Source organism: Methanomicrobium antiquum, assembly GCF_029633915.1.
In the GTDB taxonomy this organism is placed as follows: domain Archaea; phylum Halobacteriota; class Methanomicrobia; order Methanomicrobiales; family Methanomicrobiaceae; genus Methanomicrobium; species Methanomicrobium antiquum.
In genome coordinates, this window is sequence record NZ_CP091092.1 from 74,443 (window position 1) to 88,836 (window position 14,394).

The following is a 14,394-nucleotide window of genomic DNA, read 5'->3' on the forward strand; positions in this document are numbered from 1 at the left end:
AAAAATAATTCCCATATCAGGTAAAATTAAAGATCATACGTGCACCTTTTGCGCCTCTCGCCAAGTCCAGCATATCGCCGTTTTTAAGTTGATTTTCGCCTCCCGGCTGGACTTTTTTGTTGTTTATGTAGCTTCCGCCGGTGCTTTTACAGTCTTCGTAAAACCAGTTATTTCCTCTCTGTATGAACTTCCCGTGAGGCTTTGTGACCCTTGTTACAGCCTCATAACCGGATGAGAGAATGACAGAGTCTTCTTTTGCAGTCTTTAGGATTTCAGGTGCAGATGTATCTTCACGGCCGATTCTAATCTCTTTTTCCTTAAGTGGCCATACTTTACCGTCATCATCGCCTCCGAGAATAATAACAACAGGAATATTTCCTTTGTTTTCACTTTCAAGCATGCTTCGAACTGATTTTAACTTGGAGTTTAGTTCATCCTCTCCAAGTCTTATGTCAATGTTGCTGAATATGCTTAAATTTCTGATAATTCCTTCCATTCCACCGGGAATTAAAGAGTATTTCCATACCGGAAGTGAGCCTTTTGAAGTCTGTCTGCCCATTCCTGCCTCTTTTTTAATAACGCCGGTGTTTAAAAGCTTATCCAGATGTTTTTTTGTATTCTCGTAGCTTGTGTCAATCTCTTTTGCAATCTCTCTGACTTCTTTTGGGTGATGCTCAATTAACTTTAAAATCCGAAGTCGTGTCGGATTTGAAAGGACGTTTAAGTAATCAGACAGATCCTCGTAAAAATCCGGATCGCTTGAAATTGCAATTGTATTCTCATTTTGGTTATTAGTCATTTGTATCTCCTGCCGAATCTTTACCTGAAACAATTAACAGAGTGGTTATTTCATTCATTTTTTTTAAGATTTTTTTTCAAACATTTTTTTGGATCCTGTAAATATCAGGTATTTAACCGTTGAAAATTTATATCTGTTTGAAATGGACTTTTTTATGTTTTACTTTTTTTATGTTTTTTATGAAAGTTACTTCGCAACTTACATGAAACTGTTGCATGAAATATATTTTCATGGATGTTTTTATTATATCATCATTACAACGGCAGTTATGTTATCATCTGAAGTCAGCATAGCAGACTTTATAAGCTCTTTTGCAATTGTGTTGGCTGATTTTTTCTGTAATAACTTCTCAATATCACCACAGTCGATATAGTCATGCAGACCATCGCTTGAAAGAAGTAAAACATCACCTTCTTTTATGTTAAAGCAGAATGTATCAACGGTAAAATCGCCGCCAAGGGAGTGATTGATGATATGCTTCATTGGGTGGAATCTTGCCGCACTTTTTTCGACAAGTCCTTTTGAAACAAGATCCTGGACAACCGAGTGATCAATAGTTATCTGTTTTAACCCAAAATCATAATGATAAAGCCTGGAATCACCTGTATTTGCGGCAATAACACAGTCGTTCTCAACAAAGGCCGCAACAAGTGTTGTTCCCATGCCCTTCTGATTTCCTGTTGCATTTTTGATTATTTCCAAATCCGCTTCTTTGAATGCGAAAATTAAAAGTTCTTTTTTTTCATCAGCATCCATCCCTTCAAAATACCTCTCTGAAAAAATTCTGCGAATGGTTGACACTGCAATATTTGATGCAACATCTCCTGCCGCATGACCTCCCAGGCCGTCTGCGACTGCAAGAAGATATCCTTTGCCTATCTGCGCCGCGATGTATGAATCTTCGTTGTAAACTCTTTTTCCGGCAACTGAAACAGCACTGTAATCCATAGACTTTTACCATTCCTTTAGAACTGCTGATATAAACCTGAAACCTGATTTTCGCAGTCAGAAGCATTGGGGATATAATGCTCACATTTTATTCTGAGTTCATATTAATATTCACTATCATTTTGGTGTAAGGATATAACCTTTTGGTTAAACCGGAATTCTTTGTATCTTCTCCTTAAATTATCATAACCTCACTTATCATAATCTCCCTGTAAGAAATTTACAGGTACAGGATTTACAGTTACGGGTTATGACCACTGGTTTATTATTGCCAAAGGCAAAATTTCTTAATGATAAATATGAATTTCAGATTTACTGCAATATTCTGTGTAACTGTTCTGGCCCTTTTTGTATGCCTTAGCGGATGCACAGGAACTGAAGATGCAAATACTCCTATATCAGAAAACATCAGTTCCCTTTTTTCCGGCACATCTGATGATAAAAAAAAGGCAACTGAGAATTTAATAGCAGAAGGTGAGCCTGCTGTAATTCCGCTTACAAAAGTCTTTTCAAAAGGGGATCAGACAGCATCCACATGGGCGGCAGTAGCACTCCTGTATATCGGCGAGCCTTCGGTTGACCCGCTTATCAGGCTTTTATCATCCGGAGATGATGAGGAGACAAAATGGGCAGGCAATACACTTTCCGCATTTGGAACAACAGCTGTACCTGCCCTTATTGAAGAAGTAAAAACCGGCACCAAAAACTCAAAAGAGCTTGCGGCAATTGCTCTTATAAAAATAGGAGAGCCGGCAGTTCCACTTCTCCAGTATGAGCTAAATCTTGGGGACAATAAATATTCAGATGAGTTCTCATCGATAATTCAGTCCATTTATGCAACAAAAGGCCTCCAGGAGAGAATTGAAAACGAGACCATTCAAAAAGAAAACGGCAGTTTAACAGAAGAGTGACTCTAAAAAAAGAAAATTAGAAGATATTTGTCATGAAGCTTACAGTACTTTGCGATAATAATACAATAACAGATGTTTATCTGACAGGAGAGCCTGCATTATCGTTTTTTATTGAGGATTCAGGCAAAAAAATTTTGTTTGACACCGGCTATTCGGATGTTTTTATAAAGAATGCAAAAGCTCTTGGAATCAACCTTTTATTCACTGATTATATTGTTCTCTCACACGGACATATCGATCACACTGGCGGACTGGTTCACTTAAAAGAGATGTATAAAAAAGCAGAAGAAGAAGGATTTTCATTTAAAAAACCTACTTTGATTGCACATCCGCTTTTATTCCGCAATGTTTATGAAGAGCCGTCTGGAAATATAGGCTCGCCTTTGAAACAGGAGACTGCTTCTCAGTTTTCAGATGTAATTCTTACAGAAAAACCATATGAGCTGACGGAAAATCTTTTATTTCTCGGTCAGATAAACGAAAAAACATCCTTTGAGCCTTTATCATATGCAGGTGTTTCAAAGGATTCATCCGGAAATTTAACACCTGACTTCTCACCTGACGATTCAGCCCTTCTTTATTCTGGCGAAAACGGATTATCTGTAATTACAGGCTGTTCTCACAGTGGAATATGCTCGATTTTAAAAGAGGGCAAAAAGGTCTCCGGAAGAGATGATTTTATTGATATAATCGGCGGATTTCATCTTCTTGATGCCGGTTATGAAAGGATTTCTAAAACCGGTGAATTTCTAAAAAAGTCAGGGATTAGAAATATTCATCCCTGTCACTGCACTGATTTTACTGCAAAAGCAGCGCTTTTGAAATATCTGAGTGTCACTGAAGTTGGATGCGGATCTGTTTTTGAGTTTTAATCAGGTTCATTTATCCGGGGGTTCGTTAATTTAATTATTATTTTTATTTTTTGCTTTTTTTAATTCATCCTTCTTTTTGTAGCCTTCCAGCAGAAGGGTTGTTATGTTTTTTACAGGCTTATCAGTGCATGACTGAATATGAAACTCGCAGAACGGACATGATGTTATTACAACATCACATCCGGTTTTGTCAATCTCATCTGATCTCTCATCTCCAAGAGCCTTTGCCTCTTCAGGAATTCCTGATTTTACTCCTCCTCCTGACCCGCAACATTTAGAGGGCATCTCTATGAACTCTTTTACAGCCATTTTCAAAACTTTTCTGGGCTCTTTTGTTATCCCCTGACCTCTCATCAGGTGGCACGGGTCATGGTATGTAACCTTAATATCAAGTTTTTCAGGCTTTTCGATTTCATATTCTGTTAAGAGCTCGTTTATGTCAATAACCCTGTAAGGTGTTTCATAATCGTTTTTTAGAGTGGAGCCGCATCCGGCACACATTGTCAGGACAGTTTTAATTCCTCTCTTCTCAAAGCACTCGATGTTTTTCCTTTTAAGCTCGGAGACATATGATGTCTGGCCTGTACGGATTAAAGGCGACCCGCAGCAGACCTGTTCTTTTGGAACGATGACCCTGATTCCGTTTCGTCTTAAAACTTCAATTGCATCAAGGGCTGTATCCGGAAGCCTTAAGTTGTACATACATCCGACAAAAAAGCCGATCTCAGCTTTTACATCCCCGTAAGGTTCGATTACCTTTGGTACCTGTTCAAAAAAAGAGGGTTTTATCTTTTCAACACTTCTTCCCGTATCCTCAACAAGCTTTGCGACCTCCTGGTGGCGGGGAAGTGTCAGGCCTTCCCTGTTTGCAAGCTCACGCAGTTTTTCAATAGCTTTTCCCGGAATTTCTATGTCTTTTGGACAGACTTTCCAGCATGCCTGACAGCTGGTGCAGGTGAAAAGACCTTCTTCTTCAACACAGAGCTTTATTCTGTTTCTTTCATCACGCGGGTCAAGTGCAAGCCTCATCTCCTGACGCATAAATGCAGGGCCTTCAAATTCTGTCACATCCATTGCAGGACAGACTGAAACACAGCAGAGGCATTCGATGCAGTCGCGAATGGGCTTTATTTTATCAATATCCTCTTTTGATGGAAGTGTTTTTGTTTTGGAGGGAACAAGGCCCGGCATCTCATTTAAAAACGCCGGCATATCCACAACAAGATCTTTTACAACCGGAAGATCCAAAGGTTCAATTTTCATTTTGTCTTTTGCCTCTGTCATGCAGGCAAGTTTCGGCTCGCCGTTTACACGAACAGCACAGCTTCCGCACTGGCCTGCACCACAGCAGTACCGAAATGAAAGTGTGGAATCAATTGTGTCGCGGATTGCGATAAGAACGTCTAAAACCCTTGCCCCTTCGTGTACAGATACGGTGTACTCTTTAAGTACAGGCAGTGTGTTTTCATCCCTGCAGGTGTCAAACCGCGATACAAAAACAGTTATATCCTTTGTTTTTGGGTCACTCATCTAAAAAACCTCCTTTTTTTCAATCCCTGATCTGCTAAGCGACTGATAAGTATGGCCAAAAGGTGATTTGTCCGGTGTCCATTCTGTCTTTATGTCTTTTCTAACGTGGGCTCCTCTGGATTCTTCCCTTAATAGTGCGCCTTTTACAACAAGCTCTGCGGATGTCAGCATATCCTCAAGTACGCAGGCATCGGCAAGATTTTCCTTAGATACTGCTTTTGGCATCTTCCCTTTTAAGTTTTCAATATCCAAAAGCGCTTTTTTAAGTTCTGATTCTGTTCTGAAAATGCCTGCATTCTCCCACATTGTCTTTTTCAGGGCTTTTTTAATCACGGCAATACTTTCAGTTCCGCTCAGGAAGCCTTTGAGTCTTTTATTTTCCTTTTCAATCTGTGTTGGATTTATTGATTTTTCAAGTACAGGTGATTTTCCGGCAAATTCTCCGGCACGTTTTCCAAACACCTGTGTATCGGCAAGGGAGTTTCCTCCAAGACGGTTTGCCCCGTGAATGCCTCCTGTGACCTCTCCGCATGCGAAAAGACCGGGAACTGATGTCTGGCAGTCTGTATTGATTCTGATACCTCCCATCATGTGATGAGCGGTTGGAGCAACCTCCATTGGCTCTTTTCTAATATCCACACCGATGGTTAGAAACTGCTCAAGCATAAGAGGCAGGCGCTCTTCTATCACATCTGCAGGAAGATGCGAAACATCAAGATAAACGCCGCCTTTTTCTGTTCCTCTGCCTTCCAGAATTTCTGTTGCAATCGCTCTTGAAACAATATCCCTTGTTGAAAGCTCCATCCTTTTGGGGTCGTAATTTTTCATGAAGCGCTCGCCTATTATATTCTTTAAAATTCCGCCTTCTCCGCGAACTGCCTCTGTAATAAGTCGTCCTCTTGCATCGTACGGATATACAAGTCCGGTTGGGTGAAACTGGACCATCTCCATGTCTATTAATTCTGCGCCGGCTCTGTATCCAATAGAATAGCCCTGCCCGTTTCCTGTTGCGCAGTTTGTGCATACATCATATATCTGGCCAAGACCGCCTGTTGCCAAAACCACGGCATCAGACCTTATTATTACCATCTCTCCGCGCCTGTTAAGTCCGACTGCACCGCAGACTCGTCCACCGTCATCTTCGGTTTTTAAGAGATCAATTATTGTAATCTCCTGCATGATCTGAATGCCGCCCTGTCTTACCCTTTCAATCAGAGTCATCATCATCTCATGTCCTGTTCTGTCCCCTGCAAAACAGGTACGCGGGAATTTCTGCCCGCCGAAAGGACGCTGGGCAAGCATACGCTCAGGTGTTACATCAAAAACAGCTCCCCAGCTGACCAGATCAGCAATTCTTTCAGGTGCTTCTTTTACAAGGATTTCAACAAGTTTTGGAATGTTTAAAAACCCGCCGCCTTTTAGTGTATCCTCTTCATGAAGCGGACAGGAATCTTCACAGTTAATAACTGCATTATAGCCCCCCTCAGCCATTGTCGTGCACCCGCCCTTTCCTGCAAGGGATTTTGATACAATTATGGTCTCTCCGTATCTGGATGCCTCAATTGCGGCACGGACACCCGCACCACCGCTTCCTATTACAAGGACATGACAGTCTGTCATATTATCCGCAAGCATAATTAATGAAAGATTAGAGTTGGAATAAGATAAATAAATGGTGAGAGTAAGAGTGAAATCAGACCTTTGGATAAATCTTCATTTTCATTTTTTGTTCTGGAATTTTTCATAATCTGTTTCATAATGAAACTGCGGATACCTACATTAATACTGTAAAAGTACACTATTATAAGAAAATGTTCATGAAACTAATTCTTCATGTAATTGTGTTTCATCTAAGGTGATTTTTCACTGTTCGTGAAAAAAGGTAATGTTTCATGTGTGTTTGGTATGCAAAAATCAAGAATATATTCGTGGCAGAGTGAGTTAAATTGAGAATTTTAATGAAATTCGGAGGCACATCTGTTGGTGATGACAAAATCATCGGCAGAGTTGTGTCAATAATAGAAAAATACAGCAGTGAAGGCAATGAAATTGCCCTTGTAGTCTCTGCAATGTCAGGAGTTACTGATCAGCTCCATGCCATTGCATCAGAAGTTGAAAAGTCATCAGACAATCCGCCTGTTGATGCATTTGTCAACTCCCTTAGGTCAAAACACAAAAAAGTCCTTGATGCGGTTGCAAAAGACGAGTCTGAGTCTGTCATGAAAGAGATTGACAAAAGTCTTGAAAATCTCAAAAATATCCTGACAGCAGTACACAACCTGCGCGAGCTCACTTTGCGTTCAAAAGACTATATCATATCGTTTGGAGAGAGGCTTTCCGCCCAGATTGTAAGTGCGGCTTTAAGGCAGGCGGGAATTTCATCCGTTCCCTTAAATGGCTGTGAAGCAGGAATACTGACAAACACAAACCATGGATGCGCCCATGTTCTTCCTGAGAGCAGTCCGAGAATCAAGTCAAGGGTTGTTCCTCTGATGCAGGACGGAGTTCCGGTTATAATGGGATATATGGGATGCACCGGAGAGGGTATTGTTACAACTCTTGGACGATCGGGTTCTGATTATTCTGCGGCGATTGTCGGAGCCGCAATTGATGCGGATGAGGTATGGATCTGGACTGATGTTGACGGAATTATGACATCTGATCCGCGTATAATTGAGGATGCAAGAGTAATTCCTGAGATTTCATACCTTGAGGCAATGGAGCTTTCATACTTTGGTGCGGAAGTGCTCCACCCAAGAACAATCGAGCCTGCAATGCAGAAAGGAATTCCGGTAAGAGTCAAAAATACATTCAAACCTGATTTGCCCGGAAGCTGTGTACTTTCTGATAAGCATCGTGATGAAAGAGTTGTAAAGGCAATTACCTTCATCGACAAGGTATCACTCATTAATCTCGCCGGTGCACAGATGTTTGGAAGACCTGGTGTTGCACGTTCGATATTTACAGCACTTGCTGAAAGTCAGGTCAATGTCATGATGATATCACAAGGATCGTCAGAGTCAAATATCTCGTTAATTGTGGATGATGATCACTTGAATAACGCACTTACTGCCCTTAACCGCGTTCAGCAGGGCGGATATATACGTGAGGTCACATATGACCGTGATGTCAGTGCTGTTGCGGTTGTAGGTGTTGGAATGGCAGGCGCTCCCGGTATTGCCGGAAGAGTCTTTACAGCACTTGGAAAGGCAGGAGTAAATCTCATGATGATATCGCAGGGTTCATCTGAAGTAAACATATCATTTGTCGTAAAGCATGATGATGGAAGAAAAGCCCTCCGTGTTCTTCATGACGAATTTATGCTTTCGGAGGATTCAGAATGAGTGAATATGTAAAAGATGTGCAGGAAAAGCCTAAGGCTGGTCATTCCTATCGTGATGCAGGAGTTGACATTGACCTGGAGGCTGACGGTGTAAAAGCACTTGTCAAAATGCTTACATTCCGCAGAAAGGGAAGCTTTGAGATGTGCAGTAATCTTGGTCACTTTGCCGGTCTTGTTGAGTTTGGGGATTATGCTCTTGCTCTTGCAGTTGATGGTGTGGGAACAAAGATGCTTATTGCGGATGTCATGCAGGACTGGTCAACGCTTGGAATTGACTGCATTGCAATGAATGTCAATGATCTTTATGTGATGAACATTGAGCCTGTTGCATTTGTTGATTATATCGCAACCGAACATGTGGAGACATTTAAGATGGAACAGATTGGAAAGGGCTTAAATGAGGGTGCAAGGCTTTCCAATATGAATCTTATCGGCGGCGAGACTGCAACACTTAAGGGAATTGTAAACGGGCTTGATCTTGCAGGAACATGCCTTGGAATACAAAAGAAGGACAAAATAATAACCGGCGCCAAAATTGTGCCGGGAGATCTTATAATCGGAGTTCCTTCAAGCGGTATTCACTCAAACGGTCTTACGCTTGCAAGAAAAATTGTTGAGGACTGTGGTTCATATGATATGATGATGCCCTGGAAAAAGACTCTTGGTGAGGAGCTTTTAACACCCACAAGGATTTACAGCGAAGTTCTCAAGGTAACTGCAGAATGTGAGGTTTCCGGCATGTGCCATATCACAGGCGGTGGTCTTCGAAACTTAACCCGTCTTGGAAAATTCGGGTTTGACATAACAAGTCCGGTTAAACCCCAGCCTGTATATGAATGGATGCAGGAGGCAGGCAATGTCGATTCCCATGAGATGTACCGGACCTTCAATATGGGAATGGGGTATGTTTTTGTTGTTCCTGAATCTGAAGCTGAGAAGGTTTTAAAGATTGTATCTGATGCAAAGGTTGTTGGAAAAATAAGGGAAGAAGAAGGAATCTGGCTTAAAGGAGAACCTTTCAGTTAAAACCTGTTCAATTAAAATTCATCTATTATTTTAAATGAAAGTTACTTCGTAACTGACATGATACTGTTGCATGAAATATAATTTCATGGACGTTTTTAATTAAAACTTCAATTTTCATCCTGTAAGAATCCGGACGTTTAGTTAGGAAAAGAAGTGATTTATCTCAGGACAAATATCTTATATAAACCTGTATATGGTTTACAACAGTTCTGAGAAGTTCCTGATTCAAAGCCTGTACCATCTTGCCGACCAAATATCTTTTGCAAGTTTTTCTCCTGCATATCTGTCCGGTTTTGTATCAAAATGCCTGTAAATTCGATTAATATCCTTGAATTCATCTCCTGAATATCCGGCAATATCAAAACCGGTTTTTTTATCGCCTGAAATTATAATCTCGTCAGTTATCCCTTTATACTCTGCTAGGAGCTCTTTGAATGATTCTCCAGCTTTTTCAATGTGGCGGCGGATATCCTCTTCTCTTAAGCGTTCAAAACGTTTCTGTGACCATCCGCCTTTTGAGTGCTTCTCCTTAACGCCGGTTTTTATAAGCTCAGACTTGATAAGTCCGGACTCTGATGCAATTCCGATGACTGATTCACCTGCATGTGCAAGTATAAAGGCAGTCTGGCGGTTTTTTGAAAAAATATCCTCTGCCTGTTTTGTCAGAAAAATGCTGTCCTTAAAGATCTCTGATTTTTTTGGAGGAAATGGCGGCGATGAAAAAAAACAGGCAACTGATAAGGGTGATGAGTCAAAAAAACCGATGAGTCCGGTCTCTGACTTTATCCCGTCTGCAAAATCTATAATCTCATCTCCAAAAATATCTCCGCCTGCATAATTTCTGAGAAGTTCTGTTTCGTTTGGAGTAAGATATACAGAATAAAATGTATTGCTTTGACTTTTTATCGTCTGAATTTTCTCTAAAAAGTCAAGGGACTCCTTTTTTGAAAGAGAAAAATTTTGAATGGATGTTTTTTGGTTTTTATTGTCTTTTTCATCTGTAAGAGCCTGTATCTTATTTTCCAGTGATTCAATTACAGTCTTTGCCCGCTTTAGCTCTTCAGCAGTCTCCTGGTATAAGGCCGGTTGGGATTCTATTTTCTCCTTTCTTTTAAAGAGCCGCTTTCTGAGTTTTTCATTCTCCTTTTCAAGCTCTGCAGTTCTTTTCTCAAGAGTTTCAATTTTTTCCTGGAGTTCTTTTGTAAAAAAGCGGGGGATCATAAAAAAGCACCTTTGCAGAAGTATTTTATTATAAATTATTTTTTTTATTTATTTATTTTTAACAGTTCATTCATCCGGAACTGGTTTTGATTTAACAGCCTTTTTGCTCACAATTCCGCTGTTTCCATCCTGGTCCTGAACAATTAGTGTAAATATTTCATTACCCTCGCGGGCATCGGCAATTCTTTTCTTTAATGCGTTTATTTTGGTTTTTTCCTCTTCATCCGCACTTAAAAAAATAGTGTCAAGTGCACCGTCAAAACGCATCAGCACTCCTTCAACATTTGATATGAATGCCTCACACAAAGGTCCGGGATCAACTGAAATCCCAAATTCCGGAATTTCCATTGATGCAGTACTGCTTCTGATAACGCGGGCAAAAAGGTCATCCGGCTCTTCAACTTTAAAGGTATACCTGACAGGTTCGCCATCACCAATTACAAAAGTGTCAACAGAACGAAATCCGCAGTCACAGACGGCGTTTGCAAGCAAAACCTCTGAAAAATATGGAATTCTTTCTGTCTGGTATATATAATGAATATCTTTTTTACAAAGTGGACAGGGTGCGACTATCACGCGCCGCAATTTCAGGCTCCTCCAATCTTCTCACGGGAGACTTTAACTGACATCGGGGTTACTACAACGTATTTCTGCTCTCCAAGACCTACAATATCACCGTTAACATCTGCTGCAACTTCTCTTAAATCCTTTAAAACACGTTCATAGGTGATTTTATCCATCTTTAAGCGTCCGATATCCACAATTACTATGTTTCCGTTGTACACTTCGTCCTTAATTCTTGGAGTGTCGCGAATTTCGTTTATTGTCGCTATTTTGACGTACATTGAAGCAGGACCGCTGGAATTTGAAGTTTCAATAGATGCAAGATCAAGTTCCATGTAGTCTGATTCATCAGCCTGATTATTCCTTTTGAAGAGCGATGAAATTTTTACCATGTGAAAAATTTGTGGATTGAATTTATTTAACTGTATCCATTGTCAGGCAAATTCATGCATCAAAAACAGATTGATGATGATATAATATGATAAAAAATCTTTCAGATTTCGATATTCCAGATGTCGTCACCGACATAGTGGATGTTTTTGGCTACTTTTCCGCTCTCCATAGCAATCATTGCGGCATAGTCCATGAGTGCGATTCCGACTGCCAGAGGCTTTTTGTGATTCTCATCAACTATCACAAAAGGTTTATTCGCTTTTATGTCCTCAGTTGCCGTTACAATACCTGGCCGCATGAGATCAGCACCCTTTGCCATGAATGCAACTGCGCCGGTATCTACCACAGCATGCCTTTCAGGAAACGGTTTTTCAACACACCCCTTTAGTGTTGGAAAAATTTCGCCTTCTATCTCCATCAGATGTGGTTTTTTGTCCACCAGGTAGATTACAGCATCACCTGTTGTCTCAACAATCTCAACTCTGTCTGACCTGAAAAGATCTGCGGAGTCCCCAATATTTTCTGAAAGATTCCCGTAAATTTTCGATAATTTTGACTTTCTGACAGCGTATCTTTTTCTGACAGTTATTTTACCCATTAATCTCTCCTTTTTAAGGCATTAAAGGAATAATAATTCCCAAAGCCATTCCTTCTTTTTTTATGATGCGCTATATTTATTTATGTTACACTCGCAATTATAGTAATCCTCATCAAACAAAGCAGGGAATCTCATGACACAAAGACCGTTGGAAATTTTAGATAAGGCTCTTAATCAAAAGCCCGTTATCGTAAGCCTGAAAGGCGGCAGAGAAATCCGTGGAGTCCTTCAGGGCTACGATATTCATATGAATCTTGTACTTGAGAACGCAGAAGAGGAATTTGAGGGTGTTACTTCAAAAGCAGGCACTCTCATTGTCCGCGGTGATAATGTAATTTACATCTCACCATCAGTAAACTGATAATACACTCGGATTTTTTAAAATAAGGTGATAAAAAATGAGCAAAGGAACTCCCTCAAGGGGAAAAAGGCAGACACAGACACACATTGTCTGCAGAAGATGCGGAAAGATGTCATACCACAAACGCCATAAGGTATGCTCTGCATGTGGCTTTGGCAGATCAAGCAAAATGCGCAAGTACAACTGGGTAACCAAGAAATCAATCAACCCAACCCACTAAAATTATGTGCGGAATCGTTGGCATTGTCGATGCTGGCGGCGTCTCTTACCCGCTGTATTATGCCCTCTATGCTCTTCAGCACAGGGGGCAGGAAAGTGCGGGAATTACCACTTTTGACGGCAAAGCTCTTCATAAACACAAGGCTCAGGGGCTTGTTGCCGAAGTTTTCGATGTTGATAGTTTATCAGGACTTTTGGGTAATGCAGGCATAGGCCATGTGCGCTATCCGACAACTGGTGAAAAAATACCGGAAAACATTCAGCCCTTCAATTTTACGTTTCAAAAGAAAAAAATCTCCATTGCACACAATGGAAATCTGACCAATACTCAGGATTTGCGGCGTGAATTTGAAGAAAGAGGACAGATATTCTGCACTTCTACAGATACCGAGGTTATAGGCAACATAATCGTTGACGAATTAAGGCATTCCAGTAGCATGCAGGACGCTGTTTTGGCATGCATGAAAAGGCTTGAAGGCTCTTATTCTGTTGTCGTTTTAATAGATGACAAGATATACGCATTTCGTGATCCGCTGGGAATACGTCCGCTTTGTCTTGGTAAGACGCCGGAAGGCTATATTGTATGCTCTGAGTCAGTTGCAGTGGATGCCTTAAATGGCGAGTTTATTCGTGATGTAAAACCCGGAGAGATGATAACAATCTCAAAGGAAGGAATAAAATGTGTCCAGATTGCGCAGGCATCCTGCTGTGGTTTTTGTATCTTTGAATATATCTATTTTGCACGTGCTGATTCTGTAATTGACGGACAACTTGTTTATGATGTAAGAAGAAGGATTGGAAAATCCCTGCATCTGGAAGCTCCTGTTGATGCTGATATTATATCTCCTGTGCCTGATTCCGGAACAGCACATGCAACGGGATATTCTGAAAGTTCAGGTATTCCTTTCCGTGAGGGTTTAATCAAAAACCGCTACATCGGCAGGACTTTTATTATGCCTAATCAGAAGGCCCGGGAGAACGCAGTCAGAATCAAACTGAATCCTGTAAAAAAGCATCTGAGAGATAAGTCTGTAGTCCTTGTCGATGATTCAATTGTCAGAGGAACAACCTCAAGAAGAATTATTGATCTTGTAGAGGACAATGGTGCAAAAGAGGTTCATATCAGAGTTGGTTCACCCCCTATAAAAGCGCCGTGTTATCTTGGCGTTGATATGCCAACAAGAGAGGAGCTTATTGCACACAATCATTCATGTGATGAGGTCTGCAAAAAAATAGGTGCAACTTCTCTTCACCATATCTCAATTGAAGCGTTAATCCGTGCAACAGGACATGCACCTGAAGATCTCTGCACAGGATGCCTGACAGGTGTATATCCTCTAAAGATTGGCAATGAAAAAGCATGCACAAGACACATAGATTTTATCTCAGGAACATATCAGTCTGATTTAAAGACTTTTGGAAAGGAAGAGACAATAAAATAGACTTATATCAGGTTGAAAAGATGATAAACCCGGATATAAATCTTTCAGAAAAACTTTCATAAATCTTTTTAAAACTTTTTTTATCTGAATGAGGCATGAAATATTATGTTTTCATAAGCGTTTTCATAAAAAAGGAAACGGGCACATTTTTTCATGAATGTTTTATA

The 14,394-nt window shown here is 40.6% G+C and carries 15 protein-coding genes; 7 read left to right on the forward strand and 8 right to left on the reverse strand.

Going from position 1 to position 14,394, the window contains the following annotated elements; all coding sequences use genetic code 11:
- Window positions 1–16: 16 nt before the first annotated feature.
- Both L1994_RS00345 and L1994_RS00350 read right to left on the reverse strand, forming a co-directional pair.
- Window positions 17–799 carry an FHA domain-containing protein gene (locus L1994_RS00345; RefSeq protein WP_278099719.1) on the reverse strand — a complete coding sequence of 261 codons (783 nt, stop codon included), beginning with the start codon at window positions 797–799 and terminating at the stop codon, window positions 17–19.
- Between the two features lie 243 nt (window positions 800–1,042).
- Complete coding sequence (locus L1994_RS00350; protein ID WP_278099720.1) at window positions 1,043–1,747, reverse strand: PP2C family protein-serine/threonine phosphatase; 705 nt, start codon at window positions 1,745–1,747, stop codon at window positions 1,043–1,045.
- A gap of 290 nt (window positions 1,748–2,037) precedes the next feature.
- Between L1994_RS00350 and L1994_RS00355 the strand changes: the two genes are divergently transcribed.
- The gene (locus L1994_RS00355) at window positions 2,038–2,658 is read left to right on the forward strand and encodes a HEAT repeat domain-containing protein (protein ID WP_278099721.1); all 621 of its coding nucleotides are present in this window, start codon (window positions 2,038–2,040) and stop codon (window positions 2,656–2,658) included.
- Between the two features lie 32 nt (window positions 2,659–2,690).
- Window positions 2,691–3,530, forward strand: coding sequence for an MBL fold metallo-hydrolase (locus tag L1994_RS00360; protein ID WP_278099722.1), 840 nt, complete (start codon window positions 2,691–2,693; stop codon window positions 3,528–3,530).
- A 30-nt stretch (window positions 3,531–3,560) separates the two neighbouring features.
- Here L1994_RS00360 and tfrB read toward each other — a convergent pair whose 3' ends face one another.
- Complete coding sequence (gene tfrB, locus L1994_RS00365; RefSeq protein ID WP_278099723.1) at window positions 3,561–5,060, reverse strand: fumarate reductase (CoM/CoB) subunit TfrB; 1,500 nt, start codon at window positions 5,058–5,060, stop codon at window positions 3,561–3,563.
- Window positions 5,061–6,695 (reverse strand): fumarate reductase (CoM/CoB) subunit TfrA, encoded by a 1,635-nt coding sequence (gene tfrA / locus L1994_RS00370; RefSeq protein ID WP_278099724.1) that lies wholly within the window; start codon window positions 6,693–6,695, stop codon window positions 5,061–5,063.
- Window positions 6,696–7,018: 323 nt separating this feature from the next.
- Between tfrA and L1994_RS00375 the strand changes: the two genes are divergently transcribed.
- The gene (locus L1994_RS00375; protein WP_278099725.1) at window positions 7,019–8,404 is read left to right on the forward strand and encodes an aspartate kinase; all 1,386 of its coding nucleotides are present in this window, start codon (window positions 7,019–7,021) and stop codon (window positions 8,402–8,404) included.
- The gene (gene purM / locus L1994_RS00380; RefSeq protein WP_278099726.1) at window positions 8,401–9,429 is read left to right on the forward strand and encodes a phosphoribosylformylglycinamidine cyclo-ligase; all 1,029 of its coding nucleotides are present in this window, start codon (window positions 8,401–8,403) and stop codon (window positions 9,427–9,429) included. Before L1994_RS00375 ends, purM begins: the two co-directional genes overlap by 4 nt.
- Window positions 9,430–9,654: 225 nt before the next feature.
- Here the strand turns inward: purM and L1994_RS00385 are convergent, their stop codons facing one another.
- From L1994_RS00385 to L1994_RS00400, 4 genes are all read right to left on the reverse strand, one after another.
- Window positions 9,655–10,650, reverse strand: a complete 996-nt coding sequence (locus tag L1994_RS00385; protein WP_278099727.1) for a Vms1/Ankzf1 family peptidyl-tRNA hydrolase — start codon at window positions 10,648–10,650, stop codon at window positions 9,655–9,657.
- A gap of 66 nt (window positions 10,651–10,716) precedes the next feature.
- Complete coding sequence (locus L1994_RS00390) at window positions 10,717–11,226, reverse strand: ZPR1 zinc finger domain-containing protein (RefSeq protein ID WP_278100852.1); 510 nt, start codon at window positions 11,224–11,226, stop codon at window positions 10,717–10,719.
- 11 nt (window positions 11,227–11,237) lie between these two features.
- Entirely contained in the window at window positions 11,238–11,606 is a 369-nt protein-coding gene (locus L1994_RS00395) for a cell division protein SepF (protein WP_278099728.1), read from the reverse strand.
- Window positions 11,607–11,707: 101 nt separating this feature from the next.
- Entirely contained in the window at window positions 11,708–12,205 is a 498-nt protein-coding gene (locus L1994_RS00400) for an RNA-binding protein (protein WP_278099729.1), read from the reverse strand.
- A gap of 133 nt (window positions 12,206–12,338) precedes the next feature.
- On the opposite strand from L1994_RS00400, the gene L1994_RS00405 reads away from it, so the two are divergent.
- From L1994_RS00405 to purF, 3 genes are read left to right on the forward strand one after another with little or no spacing between them, the layout of a single operon-like run.
- The gene (locus tag L1994_RS00405) at window positions 12,339–12,566 is read left to right on the forward strand and encodes an LSM domain-containing protein (RefSeq protein ID WP_278099730.1); all 228 of its coding nucleotides are present in this window, start codon (window positions 12,339–12,341) and stop codon (window positions 12,564–12,566) included.
- A 37-nt stretch (window positions 12,567–12,603) separates the two neighbouring features.
- Complete coding sequence (locus L1994_RS00410) at window positions 12,604–12,786, forward strand: 50S ribosomal protein L37e (protein ID WP_278099731.1); 183 nt, start codon at window positions 12,604–12,606, stop codon at window positions 12,784–12,786.
- A gap of 4 nt (window positions 12,787–12,790) precedes the next feature.
- The gene (gene purF / locus L1994_RS00415; RefSeq protein ID WP_278099732.1) at window positions 12,791–14,227 is read left to right on the forward strand and encodes an amidophosphoribosyltransferase; all 1,437 of its coding nucleotides are present in this window, start codon (window positions 12,791–12,793) and stop codon (window positions 14,225–14,227) included.
- Window positions 14,228–14,394 lie beyond the last annotated feature (167 nt).